This is a genomic window from Dyadobacter sp. Leaf189 (assembly GCF_001424405.1).
Lineage (GTDB): Bacteria > Bacteroidota > Bacteroidia > Cytophagales > Spirosomataceae > Dyadobacter.
Map to the genome: position 1 here is coordinate 211,285 of NZ_LMPS01000004.1, position 16,827 is coordinate 228,111.

At 48.4% G+C, this 16,827-nt stretch carries 13 protein-coding genes; 9 read left to right on the forward strand and 4 right to left on the reverse strand.

The annotated features are described in order from the left end of the window. Window positions 1-11: 11 nt before the first annotated feature. Both ASG33_RS10205 and ASG33_RS10210 read left to right on the forward strand, forming a co-directional pair. Window positions 12-1,613, forward strand: a complete 1,602-nt coding sequence (locus ASG33_RS10205; RefSeq protein ID WP_056283975.1) for a SusD/RagB family nutrient-binding outer membrane lipoprotein — start codon at window positions 12-14, stop codon at window positions 1,611-1,613. 3 nt (window positions 1,614-1,616) lie between these two features. Further along, window positions 1,617-2,966 (forward strand): aryl-sulfate sulfotransferase, encoded by a 1,350-nt coding sequence (locus tag ASG33_RS10210; protein ID WP_056283978.1) that lies wholly within the window; start codon window positions 1,617-1,619, stop codon window positions 2,964-2,966. 51 nt (window positions 2,967-3,017) lie between these two features. On the opposite strand, the gene ASG33_RS10215 is transcribed toward ASG33_RS10210, so the two are convergent. Further along, the gene (locus tag ASG33_RS10215; RefSeq protein WP_056283981.1) at window positions 3,018-3,533 is read right to left on the reverse strand and encodes an N-acetyltransferase; all 516 of its coding nucleotides are present in this window, start codon (window positions 3,531-3,533) and stop codon (window positions 3,018-3,020) included. Then, the gene (locus tag ASG33_RS10220) at window positions 3,523-3,807 is read right to left on the reverse strand and encodes a DUF1778 domain-containing protein (RefSeq protein ID WP_056286333.1); all 285 of its coding nucleotides are present in this window, start codon (window positions 3,805-3,807) and stop codon (window positions 3,523-3,525) included. The genes ASG33_RS10215 and ASG33_RS10220 overlap by 11 nt, the downstream gene beginning before the upstream one ends. A gap of 297 nt (window positions 3,808-4,104) precedes the next feature. Between ASG33_RS10220 and ASG33_RS10225 the strand changes: the two genes are divergently transcribed. The 6 genes from ASG33_RS10225 to ASG33_RS10250 all read left to right on the forward strand — a co-directional run bounded on the left by ASG33_RS10225 (window position 4,105) and on the right by ASG33_RS10250 (window position 14,687). Continuing rightward, complete coding sequence (locus ASG33_RS10225; RefSeq protein ID WP_056286336.1) at window positions 4,105-4,713, forward strand: RNA polymerase sigma factor; 609 nt, start codon at window positions 4,105-4,107, stop codon at window positions 4,711-4,713. 118 nt (window positions 4,714-4,831) lie between these two features. After that, window positions 4,832-5,962: a FecR family protein gene (locus tag ASG33_RS10230; protein WP_056283984.1), complete on the forward strand. Its 1,131-nt coding sequence runs from the start codon at window positions 4,832-4,834 to the stop codon at window positions 5,960-5,962. Window positions 5,963-6,168: 206 nt separating this feature from the next. After that, window positions 6,169-9,489 (forward strand): TonB-dependent receptor, encoded by a 3,321-nt coding sequence (locus ASG33_RS10235; RefSeq protein ID WP_229238616.1) that lies wholly within the window; start codon window positions 6,169-6,171, stop codon window positions 9,487-9,489. A 27-nt stretch (window positions 9,490-9,516) separates the two neighbouring features. After that, window positions 9,517-10,956 (forward strand): RagB/SusD family nutrient uptake outer membrane protein, encoded by a 1,440-nt coding sequence (locus ASG33_RS10240; protein WP_056283987.1) that lies wholly within the window; start codon window positions 9,517-9,519, stop codon window positions 10,954-10,956. Between the two features lie 33 nt (window positions 10,957-10,989). Then, a complete protein-coding gene (locus ASG33_RS10245) occupies window positions 10,990-13,002 on the forward strand; it encodes an FAD-dependent oxidoreductase (RefSeq protein WP_056283989.1) in 2,013 nt (670 codons plus the stop codon). A gap of 20 nt (window positions 13,003-13,022) precedes the next feature. Beyond that, window positions 13,023-14,687 carry an FAD-dependent oxidoreductase gene (locus ASG33_RS10250; RefSeq protein WP_056283992.1) on the forward strand — a complete coding sequence of 555 codons (1,665 nt, stop codon included), beginning with the start codon at window positions 13,023-13,025 and terminating at the stop codon, window positions 14,685-14,687. A gap of 47 nt (window positions 14,688-14,734) precedes the next feature. Here ASG33_RS10250 and ASG33_RS10255 read toward each other — a convergent pair whose 3' ends face one another. Further along, on the reverse strand, window positions 14,735-14,986 hold the full coding sequence (locus ASG33_RS10255; RefSeq protein WP_056283995.1) for a hypothetical protein: 252 nt from the start codon (window positions 14,984-14,986) through the stop codon (window positions 14,735-14,737). Window positions 14,987-15,197: 211 nt separating this feature from the next. Further along, window positions 15,198-15,773, reverse strand: a complete 576-nt coding sequence (locus ASG33_RS10260; protein WP_056283998.1) for a porin family protein — start codon at window positions 15,771-15,773, stop codon at window positions 15,198-15,200. 420 nt (window positions 15,774-16,193) lie between these two features. Here ASG33_RS10260 and ASG33_RS26050 point away from each other — a divergent pair, with 420 nt between their 5' ends. Continuing rightward, window positions 16,194-16,790 carry an ABC transporter permease gene (locus ASG33_RS26050; protein ID WP_229238617.1) on the forward strand — a complete coding sequence of 199 codons (597 nt, stop codon included), beginning with the start codon at window positions 16,194-16,196 and terminating at the stop codon, window positions 16,788-16,790. Window positions 16,791-16,827: the final 37 nt, after the last annotated feature.

The following is a 16,827-nucleotide window of genomic DNA, read 5'->3' on the forward strand; positions in this document are numbered from 1 at the left end:
AGACATTGAACATGAAAAAGATCATATATTCACTGGCGGCGCTTGCGATGCTCATGCAGGGCTGTACCGAGCATTTTGAAGAATTAAACAAGAACCCTGCGGGCTTTTCCACGATCTCTCCGGGCGTGCAGCTTACCAAGGTACAGGCTGACCTGTCGGGCCAGCGCGAAGATGTGTGGCGCTATGACCTGGCGATCAGCTCGCCGCTGGTGCAGCACCTGGCAGGCTCCTGGTGGACGCAGCACGGGGGCCAGTACCGCATTCTGGATAAAGGTCAGTGGTACACGCTCTGGGAAACCACCTATCCCCGTGACCTGAAAAACATCCAGGACCTGATCAACCGGACTACAAACGATCCTGCACAGGTGAATATCAATTCGGCAGCGCGGATTTTGCGGGTGTACATCTTTTCAAGGCTTACCGACCTTTACGGGGATATCCCCTACTCGGAGGCGATCAAAGGGTACACAGACAAGATCTTTTTACCTAAATACGATACGCAGGAAGAAATCTACAACAGCTTTTTCAGTGAACTCGATGCGGCTGTCAAAGCAATGGATGCGACCAAAGGCACAGTGCAGGGCGACGCATTTTATGATGGAAATGTGGATAAATGGATGAAGTTCGGCAACTCGCTGCGGCTGCGGCTTGGATTCCGGCTCACCAAAGTGAAGCCCGACCTTGCCAAACAGCAGGTGGAAGCGGCCATTGCAGGCGGTGTGATGACTGACAACAGCTATACCTGCATGATGCGCCACGAATCCATTAACTATACTTTCGGTGAAAACCGCGGTAATGGCCGCTCACAGGTATTCCAGGCAGATGTTTCCTCTTCGGGTTTCAGGCTGGCGAATACTTTGGTAGACCACCTGAAAGCGACCAAAGATCCCCGTTTGTTCATTTACGGAGGCACTTACCTGCCTGTTAACGGCAGCGAAGCGATCGACAACAACAACAATCTGGATATTACCCCCTATCTGCAGGAAGGCTTGACTTACGGAGGTATGTCGTGGAATGTGTGGATGCCGGATCAAACGATCAAGCTTGCTTCCGGGCAGAGCGTGGTGGTTCCAACAGCTTACCGCAGAATGCAGCCCAGCAAATACGTAGCCGCATTCAATGCACCGTTTTTTCACCTGACTTATGCGGAGGTGGAGCTGCTGCTTGCCGAAGCTGCCTCACGCGGCTGGGGCGGACAAACCAATCCGCAGGACCATTTCATGAAGGGCATTCAGGCGGGCTGCGAAATGATGAGCAGCTACCCCGGCGCGCCAGCAATTGCGCAATCGGCTATTGATGCATTGAAAGCTAATTACGCTGTTTTCCCAACTACGCTGGACGGCCGGATGAAGGTGATCCACGAGCAAATGTGGGTGAACTTCTTCCTGAATGGAAGCGAGGCTTACTCCAATTTCCGGAGAACCGGTTACCCCAAATTAGTGCCTTTTACTTCGGTGGACTGGTACACCAGCGGCACCAATGGCGTGATACCGCGTCGTTTCTTCTATCCTGAATCAGAGGCTGTACAAAACCCGACGAATTATACCGAGGCAATCGGCAGGATCGGCGGCGCTGACGACTGGCTGAAAAGAGTTTGGTGGGACAAAGAATAAGCGATGTTTAGAAAAATCAATCTATACTTATTTGTCGCTCTTGCAGGAATCGGTTTTTCCTGCGAGAGCGACAATGCCGTTGTGGCGCCGCAGGTTCAATCCGCTACGGTTTTAAACAGCGGTGTAGCTGCATTGACGGCCAGGATCAAGTTTACCTTGTCCAAAGAATCGGAAGCCAATGTGAAGTACTGGCCTGCTGCGGGGAGCGAGAGCAATGCAGTTTCGTCGCCCGTTTCTTCATCAAAAAAGAGCCACTCGATTGCGCTTTTTGAGCTCAAAGAAAATATGGCCTACAACTACCGCATTATCTCAAAAGCGGAAGACGGAGCGGAGCAGACGGGCGATGTAAAAAGCTTTACCACAGCCGAAATGCCCGCCTGGCTGAAAGCGTATTATGATGAAAGCAAAAACAGTATCCGGGAAAATTTGCCGGGATACTACTTTCTGGTACCTTCTACCAAGCCCAATGGGCTGGTCATTCTTGACAAAAATGGTAAAATCGCCTGGTACTGGTCTCCTCCTGCCAAATACGTGATCAAAACGGCGCGCTTTACGCCCAAGCATTCGCTATTGATTCTTTTGGATGAAAATGCGAACCCGATGGCAGACGGTAACATTATCCTTGAAACTTCACTCGCCGGCGATACGCTGTCTTATTTCAAAATGGGTGAAAAAGGGTTTGACAAATCGATTCACCATGATTTTCAAATGGATAGCAAAGGAAATGTTGTGGCGATCACCAACGAGTTCAAAGACAATCTTCCCGGTGACGGTATCCTGGTGCTCGATAGCCAGGGTAATAAGATATGGTCCTGGTCGACCTTTAACGAGTTGACGCACATTGATCCTACAAACTATGCGCAGCCCTGGGGAAATTCGCTGGTGATCGATAAGGACAACAACTACATCATTTCCCTGCGCGCACTCTCGCAGGTCTGGAAGATCAATGCAGTTTCGGGAAAAGTAATGTGGAAGTTGGGTAAAAACGGGACTGTCAAAATGCCGGCAGGCTCTGATTTCCTCTTTCAGCATTTTGCACACCGAAATGCAAACGACGAGATCATGCTTTTTGACAATGGATCTGCTGCCAGGCCAATCTCCCGCGTGCTTTCATTTACACTGAATGAAACGACAATGGAAGCAACAAGCAAGATTCACGCGACTTTCTCACCCGATCTTTATTCTGCCATTATGGGAAGCACCATGATGCTGCCGGATGGAAATATTCTATCCGCCAGCGCAACCAACGGAAAGCTGATCAAAACAGACCAGACCGGGCAAGTAATCTGGACTTTAAGTACTTCAAGTCCTATTTACCGGGCCGAGTATATTGTCAATCCGTTTCAGCTGTAAAAGCGTTGGGTGTGTTCAGGCGGAACAGTAAGTATTGTATAAGCTGGTTTGTTAAATAGTTCTTTCCTGCTCAACCAACTTCCTGATTGTCGCCATCGGGAGAAACATCCGCCCGCTGCCAGGCAGGTCTATAAACTCGTGTCTGGCGTAGAATTTTCTTGCGTCGCTATCCAGCGGATCAACGATTACTGCTAGTGACGCAATTACTTCAGCGTTGATCAGGCCTTTCTTTAATGCTGCATAAAGCAACGCAGATCCAAGTTTTTGTCCCTTCACGGTTTTGTCGAGAGCCAGCCTGCCAAGCAATGTTGCCGGGAAATCCGCATATCCCCTGGGTAGTTTTACAAGCATTGTCTCAGGCATATCTTCGCGCGAAACTGATGCGGCCGAAAGAGTAAAATACCCCTTGACTACACCTTCGCTATCCTCCAACACATAACAGATCGATAGTGAACGTTTTACGTCCTGCTTTGCCTGTTTTTTAATGTAATCGTCTAAAGACTCCCTGTCACAACAGAAGTTTTCTTTTTTATGGGTACTATTTAGAATACTGATGCTAAATCCCATCTATTTCATGGTTTAAGGCCGCTGATTGCGCTTTCTTAAGACCTTCCCCCGGAGCTGGCGGATTCAGAATGGCATCTACAAAAATCTTCTTGTCTTCGATCGTCTTTAACACCTTCTCATTATCCATGATAATTTTACCCGCCTCTGTATTGACGCAATAAATAATAAACTCTGACAGGCTCTTAAACCCGCGGAGCGCCGAAGCATACTTGATCAGCTCCTTTTGTTCTCTGCTGATCCGTACATCTATGCGGTCATTTACTAATGTTGCCATTGCTATTCTGTTATATATATTAGCTTTCAGGTAAGGCATCATCCATCACCTGCAAGCTAATGTACGTAAATCTGGCGTACATATCAAATGCACTTTGTGGAAGATCCCGGTAGGTCCACCTTAAATCTTCACACTCTTTCCTGTCGTAACCTACGCCAAGCAATTTTCATTTGTTTTCAGCGGTGTGTAAGCGCATTAAAAAGGGCGGTGGTGAGCTTTTAATATGATCAATTTCACAGGAATATTGTGATTTACAGGTTATTTATCATTATTTTGGATAATAAACCGAAACTCCTGATGAAAATAGCATTGCCCCGTTCCGAAGCGCCCGACGATCAAGCGTTGTGGCAGCGGTTTGTTGCGGGTGATGTAACTGCATTTGATCAGTTGATGTCCTCTCACTTCCGGGCGCTTTTTCATTATGGCAGTAAGTTTTCAAGAGACAAGGAGTTTGTCAAAGACTGCATTCAGGACCTTTTTCTGGCACTTTGGGAAAAACGGCAGAACCTGAGCACCGATATCGCCGTCAAACCTTATATGATGGCCTCGCTACGCAGACTGATGCACCGCAACATTACCGGCAAATCGCGGCTTTCAGACGAACCTTTTGATAACCAGGAAGGTACCTTCGAAATCGAGTTTTCTGTGGAGCAGGAGTACATTGATAACGAATCGACCCTGGTACTGACACATAAACTTAAAAAGCTGGTAGACGAACTTCCGCGCCGCCAGAAAGAGGTGATTTACCTGAAATTCTTCCAGGAGTTGGAGCGCCACCAAATCTCCGAGATCATGGAAGTATCCCCGCAAACAGTCTCTAACCTGCTCCAGATAGCGATCAAGCAGCTTCAAAATCACTGGAAAGCCGAATTTATCGTATTTGCGCTCATCCATTTGTTTGTGTAAAAACCTGCTTTATTCTGTCACGAAAACTGGTTTTTATCTTTTATCCAGAAATAATTTAAAAAATTATTGGTATCCCGTACCTGTTTTTGTCTATCGTATCATAGACGCAAATTCTTGTATGGACCAATACCTAAATTTTGAAGCTGAGGACTTTGTCTGGGATCCGTTTTTCAGACAGTGGGTACTCGCTCCTACGCGCGAAAGTGACGCTGCGTGGACGCAATGGCTCGCAGAAAACCCGCAGATAATGCCTGTTACCCGGCAGGCGCGTCAGGTGGTATTGGCCCTGCGCACAAACGAACCAGAGCTATCTGCCTCCGAGATCGACAGTATCGTTAAAAATACAGTGGCAAGAATACAGCAGACTGGCCAGGAACCCGGCACGCGCACATTGCCGCGGCGCCCGTTTTACAAGGCAGTCTGGTTCCGGTTTGCAGCATCGGTTGCATTGCTGATCGTTGCAGGTTGGTGGCTGACGCATTCAAACCTCAATGAGCAACTGCCGGCAATTGGTACACTTAGTACCGGCCGGGCGCAGGAGCAGTCAGAGCCGCAACAAATTAAAAAGACAAATGCAACAGCCCACCCGATGGTAGTAAAGCTTTCGGATGGCAGCCAGATCACGCTTTCTCCCAGCAGCAGCATTACTTACCCCGTCCGGTTTACCGACTCGAAGCGCGAAGTTGTGCTGAATGGATACGCCTTCTTTGAAATTTCCAAAGACCCTGACCGACCGTTTTTTGTGTATGCCAATGAGCTGATCACCAAGGTATTGGGTACCAGTTTTACGATCAATGCATTTGAATCGTCGCACCAGGTCACCGTCGAGGTAAAGACAGGCCGCGTTTCGGTGTTCACCAAAGCCGGAGCGGGCTTGCAGGCAAAGGCTGGCAAGCGGGAGCAGGAAGGCGTGGTACTTTCGCCCAATCAGAAAATCATATTCGAACGTGATGATGTGAGAATGGTCAAAACGCTGGTGGAAAAGCCCGAAATCATCGTCTCCAAATCGCAGGTACCCCACTTCGAGTTTGAAGATACGCCCGCCAGCCAGGCAATCGCGTCGATTGGAAAGGCATATGGCATCGATATCATTTTCGACGAAGAGCTGCTGAACGGTTGTCCGGTTACCGCCATGTTGGATAATCAGACCCTGCACGAGAAGCTTTCGATCATTTGTAAAGCCATTGAGGCCAATTACGAGATCATCGACGGGCAGATCGTCATTCACAGCAGGGGCTGCCGGAATTAATGCAAGTACCTGGTCTTAATTGTAAACCCTTAACCCGCATTACTCAAAAAAACAGAAATCACTGACTAACAAGTAAAAAGAGCCGGCAATGTTCCCGCATTACCGACTCCTGATTATTGTCCCCACATGATTGGCGTCATTTACCTCCATTTCGGAGGCGGGGGCTGTTTTGCCAACTTTTCAATCTTAACAAAACAATCAAATCTATGAAAAAACCTTTAAAGTGCCGTCAGGTATTAAAGTGGACGATGCGAATAACAGCTACCCAACTCCTGTTTGCCCTCTTGTTGATAGGAACCAGTTATGCGCGTGAGGGCCGTGCACAAACGCTGCTCAGTCAGAAAATATCCATTGTCGCCAATGGAAGTGAAGTCAGGAAAGTCCTCGCCCAGCTCGAAAAACAGATCGACGTCCGGTTTGTATTCAGCTCCAAGCTGATCAACTCAACCAGAAAAGTAACTGTTTCGGCCCACGACAAACCTTTGTATGAAGTGCTGGATCAGGTACTTACGCCGCTGGGACTGCAATACGAAATTTCAGGAAAGATCATCATTTTGAAACGACAGGGAAGCTTGCCGGATGTAAAGGCAAGCGAGGGCGCTGTAAAACCTGCTAAAAACATTTCCGGGAAAGTCCTGGATGAAAAAGGCACAGGGTTACCTGGTGTGAGCGTGGTTTTGAAAGGCACGCAAACCGGTACCACCACCGATGCAGAAGGGCAGTTTCAGGTAGATGTACCTGACGCTACTGCCAATGCAGTGCTGATTTTCAGCTTTGTAGGTTACCAGTCGCAGGAAATTGTGATCGGCAGCCAGTCGGCACTGATCGTAAATATGGTCCTGGAAGACAAGTCTTTGCAGGAGATTGTAGTAATCGGTTACGGCCAGGTCAAAAAGAGCGACCTGACCGGCTCGGTAGCTTCCATTAAATCAACCGAACTGAATGCATATCCGGCCACAAACCTGGTGCAGTCGCTCGCCGGCCGCGCGGCTGGCGTGTACGTGTCGCAGAACACAGGTGCTCCGGGCAGTCCGATCAGTGTGCGCGTGAGAGGTACCAACTCCATTCAGGGCAGCAATGAGCCGCTTTATGTGGTGGATGGTTTTCCGTATTCAGGTAACCCGACGCTCCTCAACAATGCCGATATAGAATCCATTGAAGTCCTGAAAGATGCTTCTGCAACAGCTATTTACGGTTCACGCGGGGCAAATGGCGTGGTACTGATCTCTACCAAACGCGGTAAAGCAGGTCGCATCAATGTAGACTATGAAGGTTATTACGGCGTTCAGACGATCCGCAAGAAGCTCGACCTGATGAATGCGACCGAGTACGCCAATTTCTATAACGAGCAGGCTGCTAACGACGGCGTTGCGCCGCATTTTACCCAGGACCAGATCAACAGCTTCGGCGAAGGTACCGACTGGCAGGACATTGTTTTCCGCAAAGCACCTGTTCAGAACCACGCAGTGACTGTGAGCGGGGGTACCGAGAAAACGCGCTTTTCAGTCGCATTGAGTAATTTCAATCAGGACGGGATTGTTAAGGGCAGTGACTACGTGCGTAATGCATTGCGGGTTAATCTGAGTTCGGATCTGAGCAAGAAGTTCAAGTTTGATATCAGCTCCATTCTCAGCCGCATTGACTCCGACCGCAAGAATTCGGAACGTGGCAACCGGGGAGGTACATTGATGTCGGCAATGCTGTCGGGATATCCAACAATCGCACCTATTCTGCCGGATGGAAGCTATTCAAGACTTGCGGAATCTTACGCCTGGGGATCCAATGTGATCACCAACCCGCTGAACTATCTGAACTACTTTTCGGACAAGATCCGCTCTAATAAAGTGCTCACCAATGCAGCAGTGACTTTTGAGCCGGTAAAAGGTTTGACTTTCAAAACACTGGCCGGGATTGAGAACACCGATGACAAAACCGATACCTACACTACCACCCGTTTTGTCAACTCAAAAGGCTCGGCGCGCATCGAAACTGCGCAGATTACCAGCTTTCTGAGCGAAAACACGGTCAACTACATCAAGGATTTCGGTAAACATAATATATCGGCGGTCGCGGGCTTTACGTACCAGGATTACACCGCTACTGCTTTCAGAGCGGCGGGAAGCGGCTTTATCAGTGATAACCAGGAAACCTACGACATAGGTGCTGCTGCTACGCAGGAGGTACCATTCTCTTCTTACCAGAAATGGGCACTACTCTCCTATCTGGCGCGGGTGAATTATACATTCAACAGCAAGATCCTGGCTACTGTCAGCTTCCGTGCCGATGGATCGTCGCGGTACAGCGAGGGCGAGAAATGGGGTTCATTCCCTTCTGCGGCACTGGCGTGGCGTGTTTCTGAGGAAAACTTTATCAAGAGCGTTCCTTTTATTTCTGACCTGAAAATCCGCGCGGGTTACGGCGAAACGGGCAACACGTCCATTAACCCGTATTTTACCCTGAACCAGCTTATTTCCAATCAGGTTGTTTTCGGCGACGCGCTAAACATTTACTACGCACCCGGAACACGACTGGCTGCACCTTTGAAATGGGAAACTACCGCGCAGGCTGATATCGGAATAGACCTGGGCATTCTGAACAACCGGTTTACATTGACAGCCGATTACTACATCAAAAATACCCGCGACCTGCTGAACAACGTGGCACTTCCTTCGTCGCTCGGCTATACTTACACGATCCAGAACATCGGGAAGATCCAGAACAAAGGATTGGAACTCGGCGTGAATGCAGCCGTACTGGAAGGCGCATTTAAATGGAATATTTCAACCAATCTTTCTATCAATAAAAACAAGGTCATGAAGCTGTACGGCGGCAATGATATCCTTGGACAAACGATTGGTGCAGCTGTGAACGATAATGTCAACATTCTGCGTGAAGGATTTCCACTGGGCTCTTTTTACGGGTATGTGGAGAAAGGGTATGATGACAAAGGTTTTATCGCCTATGAAGATTTTAACAACAACGGCGCGAGGGACGCGGGTGATAAAAAGATCATCGGTAACCCCAATCCGAAGTTTACCTACGGCTTCAATTCGTCGATGTCCTACAAAAACTTTGACCTGAACATTTTCATTCAGGGATCTCAGGGCAATGACATTTTCAACCTCAGCGCGCAGGGACAAGGTTACGATTACGGACAGGCTCTGAATATGCCGCGTGAGGTATACCTGGATCACTGGACACCCACCAACACCGACGCGAAGTATCCGATCATCAGGACTTCTTCCCAGGCACAGATGTCGGACAGGTTTGTGGAAGACGGTTCTTACCTGCGTTTCAAAAACATTCAGCTGAGCTACAATCTGCCGGTATCAAAACTGGAATTGAAGTGGCTCCGCAATGCGCAGATCTATGTAAGCGGCCAGAACCTGATCACTTTCACGAAATACTCGTGGTATGATCCCGAAGTAAACTCCTACGGAGGCGGCAACTCGTTTGTACAGGGGATCGACCACTATGTGTATCCTGCGGCAAAAACGACCACAGTAGGTTTGAGAGTTGGGTTTTGATTTTTAACAAAGCATAAACATTTTACAATGAACAAGATATTCACCTGCTTGTTTTCAGCCCTGGTTTTCATGTCCTGCTCGGACCTTCTGGAAGAAAAACCAAAATCACTGGCTTCTGAAAACTTCTATAATACTGCCTCGGAAGCCAAAGCGGCAGTTAATGCCATTTACGGTCCGATGCGCTCCGATAACGGACTTTCCATCAACTATCCTGCACAGCTGGAAGGATTGGCCGATTACGGAAATTCGCGCGGTACACAAACTGCCGTGAGTCTTTACCAGGGACTTGATAATACCAACATCAACCGCGTAGCTGTGATCTGGGACAACTTTTACCAGTCTATCCGCAATGCGAACCTGGTGATCAGCAATGTTCCGAAAGGTACCAGTACGAGCCCGGAAGAAAAGGCGATGTTTGTTGCCGAGGCGAAGTACCTGCGTTCGCTGATCTATTTTGCAATGGTAAGGAACTGGGGCGGCGTGCCGCTGCGTACGGAAGAAAATATGACGGTAGCCGACATTCCCCGTGCGAGCGTAGAGGATGTGTACAAACTGATCCTTGCCGATGCGCTGGAAGCCGAAGCAGGGTTACCTGATGTGCCGGCTGAAATCGGCAGACCAACCAAATGGGCAGCAAAAACGCTTTTGTCAGAGATATACCTGTATCAGGAAAACTGGGCAGGCGCTCAGACCAAGTCGAAGGAAGTTGTAGAGAGTAACAAATACTCGCTTGTGGAAGTGGTTACTTCTGAGGATTTCCAGAAAATATATGGCCCTGAGGTTGTCAATACCACCGAGGAAATCTTCTATTTCAAATACTCCCGTCAGCAGGGTTTTGGCCTGGTCAGCTACGCCCACCGCAAGACTGACAAGTTTAACTACTACGGTCCTGGCGGGGTGTACGCACAGTATACCGACTCGGTTTCGAACCCGGTGATCAAGAACTGGGACGCCAAAGATCTCCGCAAAGCGCACATTCTGTACAATGTAGATATCGGGCTCGGGCCTAATTCCTGCCTATTCCGCAAATACCGTGACCCGGCTGCAACCGCAGGAGCAGGCAACGATTATCCCTGGTACCGCTATGCTGATCTGCTTCTTTTTCATGCCGAGGCTGATGCCCGCGCAAATGGAAAACCAACAGCTGAGGGTTTGGAAAGTCTGAACAAAGTGCACCGCCGGGCTTACGGATTTAATTCCAAAGCACCTTCGGCAGTGGATTTCAAGTTGAGTGATTTTTCAGGACTTACTGCTTTTATAGATAAAGTAGTGCAGGAAAGAGGCTACGAAACCATGTATGAAGGTAAAAGATGGAATGACCTTAAAAGATTGGGTATCGCCAAGCAGCGGATTCTGGAAACAAAGAAAATCGTAGTAGCAGACAAGCACATGCTCTGGCCGATCCCAAACTCCGAGCTTCTTTACAACAAGGCGATCAAGCCTACCGATCAAAACCCGGGATATTGAAAACTGACAACTACTCACTAAATCAAGCATGAAATGAGGATAAAACTGGTAGCCTTTACGATCCTGACTGCCTTTGTTGCGTCCGGGTACCGCTCCTCGCCGCGACAGGCGGCCCGGAAAGTGGATATCTGCATTTACGGCGGCACGGCAGCAGGTGTAATTGCGGCTTATACAGCCAAGAAAATGGGAAAAACAGTCGCGCTTATCGAACCTACCTCGCATTTGGGCGGTATGACCTCGGGCGGTTTGGGGCAAACTGATATTGGCAATAAATATGCAATCTCAGGCCTTTCACTGGACTTTTACCGCAGACTTGGGAAGCATTACGGTAAGTTTGAACAATGGATCTTTGAGCCGCACGTAGCCAAGAAATACCTGCAACAATATCTGGACGAAGCCGGCATTAAGGTGACTTACCAGCACAGGATTGTTTCGGCAGCCAGGAAGGGTACGGCGATCAGTTCCATTGTTTTTGAAAACAGCGCAAAACCCGATCCCGCGACCAATACCACGATCGAAGCGGCTATGTTCATCGACTGTTCTTACGAGGGCGATCTGATGGCGCGTGCTGGCGTTTCCTATGCAGTAGGCAGGGAAGCGAATTCCGAATATGGTGAGACGATCAATGGGGTGCAGCTGATGACAGGCCACCAGTTCCCCGACGGAATTGATCCCTACAAAATCCTGGGCAAACCTGAAAGCGGACTGCTGTGGGGCATTTCAGACGAAAAGTTGCTGCCTGACGGAACCGGTGACAAGAAGGTACAGGCATACAATTACCGCATTTGCCTCACTTCCGATCCTGCTAACCAGCTGCCGATCACGAGACCAGCCGGGTACGATTCTACGCGCTACGAACTGCTGGTAAGGCTGATGAACAAGCAGCCGCAGCGGAAAACGCTCAATGATTATTTCATCTGGAGCAAAATGCCGAACAACAAAACGGACATTAACAACCGCAACGGCTTTTCTACGGATATGATCGGAACAAACTACGCGTATCCCGATGCGGACTACAAAAAGCGTGGGGAGATCATCGGAGAGCACGAGGTGTATACCAAAGGTCTGTTGTATTTCGTGGGTCACGACCCGAGGGTACCTCAGGAACTCAGAAGCGAAATGCTGAAATGGGGTTATCCCAAAGATGAATACACCGACACCGGCAACTGGTCGCCGCAGCTTTATGTACGTGAAGCGCGGAGAATGGTGGGCAACTACGTGATGACACAAGCCAATTGTGAAGGAAAAAAGGTAGTAACTGACGGTGTAGGAATGGCCGCTTATACGATGGATTCGCACAATATTCAGCGCATTGTGGTGAATGGGATGGTTAAAAACGAAGGTAATGTGGAAGTAGGCGGCTTTGGCCCCTACCCTGTTTCCTACCAGGCGATTGTTCCGAAACCTGCCGAATGCACCAACCTGCTTGTGCCAGTTTGCCTGTCTGCCACGCACATTGCCTACGGCTCAATCCGGATGGAGCCGGTATTCATGGTGCTCGCCCAGTCAGCAGCGGCGGCGGCTGTAATGGCGATTGATGGCAAGCTGCCCGTGCAGAAAGTGGATGTTGCAAAACTGCAAAAGCAGCTGGCTGCGAATCCGCTGGTAACGGGTAAAATCCAGCACGTGGTTGTTGACAATGAAGATAAGCAGCATGTTAAAGTAGAAGGAAAATGGAATACCGGCAACAAAGGCGGCTACGGACCTTCGTTTTTTGCTTCTGACACAACTACAAAAAGCACGCAGACTGTCCGGTTTACGCCGGAAATAGCCAAAGCCGGCAAATACGCAGCTTACATTTATTTACCCAAGCTGCCAGGATTGTCTTCCATTATCCCGCTCACAGTTTCCGATGGTAAAAACCAGAAGAATGTTTCGATTAAAACTGCTGACGTGCAGGTAGTAGGTCAAACTTCGGGTGAATGGGTGTTTTTAGGGGATTTCGATATTGCTGCGGGTTCCAATGCTTTTGTAGAAATGTCCAATAAAGGAGCCGACGGGCTTGTGCTCGCAGATGCGGTGCTGATGGTACCCGCAGTTAAATAATTTACCTAACCTTTTTAATAATGAAAAAATTAGTCGCATTTGTATTTGCAGCCCTATTTCCCGCTTTGTTGTATGCGGATATCCAAAAAAATGATTTCGAAGCCGATGTAATTGTTTACGGAGGTACTTCGGGCGCAGTGACGGCAGCGGTACAGGTTGTTAAGCAAGGTAAATCGGTGATCATGGTATCACCTGACACACACCTCGGCGGACTTTCGTCGGGCGGACTGGGCTTTACTGATACGGGTAACAAATCGGTGATCGGCGGGCTCGCGCGGGAGTTTTACCACCGCGTGTACCTGCATTACGACAAACCCGCAGCCTGGCAGTGGCAAAAGAAAGAAGAATATGGCAACAAAGGCCAGGGTACGCCCGCCATGGACGGTGCCGACCGCACGATGTGGATATTCGAACCCAAAGTAGCCGAGCGCGTTTTTGAGGATTTTGTCAAAGAAAATAACCTGAAAGTGTACCGCAATGAGTGGCTAGACCGCGAAAAAGGGGTGAAAATGGAAGGCGGCAGGATTGTATCTTTCAAGACACTGAGCGGCAAAACCTTCAAAGGGAAAATGTTCATTGACGCCACCTATGAAGGAGATTTAATGGCCTCAGCCGGTGTGAAATACCACGTGGGACGTGAAGCCAACAGTGTTTACAATGAAGAATGGAACGGGATTCAGGCGGGCGTTTTCCAGCACGGGCATTATTTCAAAAAGAATGTGAGTCCGTACAAGATCGAGGGTGATCCGAAGAGCGGGCTGCTTCCCTATGTATCTGCCGAGCCTATCGGGAAAAATGGCGATGGCGACAACAAGATCCAGGCTTACTGCTTCCGTATGTGCCTTTCGGCTAATCCTGACAACCGTATTCCGTTTGCCAAACCGGAAGGTTACGATCCTGCAAAATACGAGCTGCTGGCAAGAGTTTACAAAGCAGGCTGGTCAGAAACTTTTGATAAGTACGATCCAATTCCCAATAAAAAGACGGACACCAACAACCACGGTCCATTCAGCACGGATTTCATTGGTCAGAACTACGATTATCCTGATGCGACTTACGAGCGCAGAAAACAGATCATCAAGGAACACGAGCTGTACCAGAAAGGCTTGATGTATTATCTGACAAATGACAAGAATGTTCCCGACAGCGTGCGTGCGGAAATGGCAAAATGGGGCCTTCCAAAAGATGAATTCAAAGATAATGGCGGCTGGCCGCATCAGATCTACGTCCGCGAGGCACGTCGCATGATCGGCCAGGAAGTAATGACCGAAAATGAGACTTTGGGCAAAAAGGCAGTCAACCAATCTGTGGGAATGGGATCTTATTCACTGGACGCGCACAATGCACAGCGTTATGTGAAAGAGGACGGCTTTGTTCAAAATGAAGGTGATATCGGCGTACATCCCAAGGTACCTTACGCTATTTCCTACGGATCGCTGGTACCTAAAAAGGCTGAATGCGAGAACCTGCTGGTACCCGTTTGCCTGTCCAGCACGCACATTGCATTCGGGTCAATCCGGATGGAGCCGGTATTTATGATACTTGGCCAGAGCGCTGCCTCGGCTGCGGTACTGGCTATTGATAAGAAAGTGGCCGTGCAGGATGTAGATTATGCGCAGCTTCGTGCACAACTATTGAAAGACAAGCAGAGGCTCGAATATGTGGCGCCGCAAGCAGGCAAATAAATGCAAAATGCCTTCTCTTAACGGGAAGGCATTTTTTTGATAGCTGCTTATTTTTTATGCATTAATTCGGCCAGTTCGTCAATCAGTTCGTCGGTTTGGTCGAGGTATTGTTCTTCATTCAGTAGCCCCTGCTGGTACGAATGCAGGACCATATCCAGGTCTGCCTTGATCTTCCCGCGCCGCTTTCTTGGGGTTCGGGGGGCCGGGGGGTACCGTTCGTCAATCCAGTTAAGTATCTGGCTGACGATAAAGCAGATTGTCCCGGCGACGATAAATAGTATAAGTTCAAGAAGTATCACTGCGCTACCCGGGTTAGAGATTAGCTGAATGGCAAGTGGATTATAAACTTAGAAAAAACGAGCGAAGGATACAATTACTTCAAAGTCAGTTTTAAGGGTAATCGGCATTGTGAGCCGAACGAACAGGCAGGTGTACCGGATTGAAAGCTAACTACATAAAAAAACGGACAGGCTGGTTAGCCTGTCCGTTCTCTTTGAGGATCCAATTTGATTACTTAACCAACGGGATCGCCCAGAATAAACTGGCCTGGATCACGCTGTTTTTGAAATCAGGATTGATGTTCTGACCAGTAAAATCTCCCACTTTGGAAAGACCTGCTACATAGCGAACGCCAACTCCAAGTCCGATCGGCGATTGGTATCCAATACCACCTGCTGCTGCCAGATCCAGATTTTTAGCAAAGTTGTTGATCGTTTGATCAGGAATATCGGATGAAGTCCTAAAACCAGCCTGCGGTCCGAATTCTACGTAGAAGCCGCCATTTGTTTTGAACTTGAACATCACCGGAACGGTAACGTAGCTGATTTTGAAATCAGACTTATTTCCATTTCTGTCAACTTTCGCACCTTGTGTAGAAAACAAAACTTCTGGTTGCAGAGAGAATACCTTTCCAAATCCATAATTGATAATACCGCCGAGATGGTAACCTACCAAAGCGTCAGACTGAATGTCACCGCCGGTATAGTTGCTGATGTTTAACCCTGCTTTTGGGCCGATGCTGAATGATTGTGCGAATGCTGATTGTACGGACAGGAACAGTACCGCAGCAAATAATAATTTTTTCATAATAGTAAAGTGATTAAAAATGATTTCGGTTGTACCCGGAAATCGTACTGCCGGGAACGCAACCGACCCAGTTAATTAACCTGGATAACGGTTACATTTCAAATCCCGTGCCAACCGGAATCCTCCGTTTCCTATACTTTCGTTCGCCTGTGAGCAAAGAAGCTTTATAGTAGATACGGTTATACGAATTTTGCATACGATCCTTTTGCCGCCCGGACTGAATTCAAAATATTCACGCGTTCCCTACTGGACGTTCCTTGTTCATAAACGAACGATTTCAGACAATCAGAACCGAATAACCTACTTTTTTTCAGCGGAATAACATTTGGCCGGATATTTTAGTAAAATCAGCAACAATGTAAACAACAGGTCTTTTTTCTGCGGAAAACATACCCCGGTTTTACTTATCATCTGTTAGCCATGATCAAAAACTATTTCAAGATTGCTGTAAGAAACCTGCTGCGTAACAAGGGATTCTCTGCTATCAACATCCTGGGCCTTGTTGTGGGAATGGCCAGCGCCATTCTTATCCTTCTGTGGATCTACAATGAAGTAAGCTATGATCGGTTTCACCGCAATGCGCCGTATCTCTATACGGCGTGGAACCGGGGAACGTTCGACGGTAAATTACAGTGCTGGGATGGTACGCCCAAGATCCTGGGCACCACGCTCAAAGAAGAATTTCCTGAAATTGCCGCGATGTCACGCAACCATTCGCGCTGGTACGTAACGAAAGCAGGCGAAAAGAAGATATCGAGCGAAGCAATGGTTACGGACGCTGCTTTTCTGACCATGTTCGACTTCCCGCTTTTACAAGGCGACGTACGAACAGCGCTCAGCAATGCAGGCTCGATCGTAATAACCCAGAGGATGGCTGTTAAAATGTTCGGTACCGAGGATGCATTGAACAAGGTCATTACGATAGATAAGGATAATTTCACGGTGACGGGCATTATGAAAGACCTGCCCACCAATACCGCTTTCACTTTTGAATTTCTGCCCCCTGGGATTACCTGAAAAAGACAGGCGAGTACGACGAACACTGGGGCAATAA

What these genes read in the sequence shown, in the direction of transcription:
- ASG33_RS10205 (WP_056283975.1), top strand. Translation starts at nt 12, where the DNA reads ATGAAAAAGATCATATATTCACTGGCGGCGCTTGCGATGCTCATGCAG.
- ASG33_RS10210 (WP_056283978.1), top strand. Translation starts at nt 1,617, where the DNA reads ATGTTTAGAAAAATCAATCTATACTTATTTGTCGCTCTTGCAGGAATC.
- ASG33_RS10215 (WP_056283981.1), bottom strand. Translation starts at nt 3,533, where the DNA reads ATGGGATTTAGCATCAGTATTCTAAATAGTACCCATAAAAAAGAAAAC.
- ASG33_RS10220 (WP_056286333.1), bottom strand. Translation starts at nt 3,807, where the DNA reads ATGGCAACATTAGTAAATGACCGCATAGATGTACGGATCAGCAGAGAA.
- ASG33_RS10225 (WP_056286336.1), top strand. Translation starts at nt 4,105, where the DNA reads ATGAAAATAGCATTGCCCCGTTCCGAAGCGCCCGACGATCAAGCGTTG.
- ASG33_RS10230 (WP_056283984.1), top strand. Translation starts at nt 4,832, where the DNA reads ATGGACCAATACCTAAATTTTGAAGCTGAGGACTTTGTCTGGGATCCG.
- ASG33_RS10235 (WP_229238616.1), top strand. Translation starts at nt 6,169, where the DNA reads ATGAAAAAACCTTTAAAGTGCCGTCAGGTATTAAAGTGGACGATGCGA.
- ASG33_RS10240 (WP_056283987.1), top strand. Translation starts at nt 9,517, where the DNA reads ATGAACAAGATATTCACCTGCTTGTTTTCAGCCCTGGTTTTCATGTCC.
- ASG33_RS10245 (WP_056283989.1), top strand. Translation starts at nt 10,990, where the DNA reads ATGAGGATAAAACTGGTAGCCTTTACGATCCTGACTGCCTTTGTTGCG.
- ASG33_RS10250 (WP_056283992.1), top strand. Translation starts at nt 13,023, where the DNA reads ATGAAAAAATTAGTCGCATTTGTATTTGCAGCCCTATTTCCCGCTTTG.
- ASG33_RS10260 (WP_056283998.1), bottom strand. Translation starts at nt 15,773, where the DNA reads ATGAAAAAATTATTATTTGCTGCGGTACTGTTCCTGTCCGTACAATCA.
- ASG33_RS26050 (WP_229238617.1), top strand. Translation starts at nt 16,194, where the DNA reads ATGATCAAAAACTATTTCAAGATTGCTGTAAGAAACCTGCTGCGTAAC.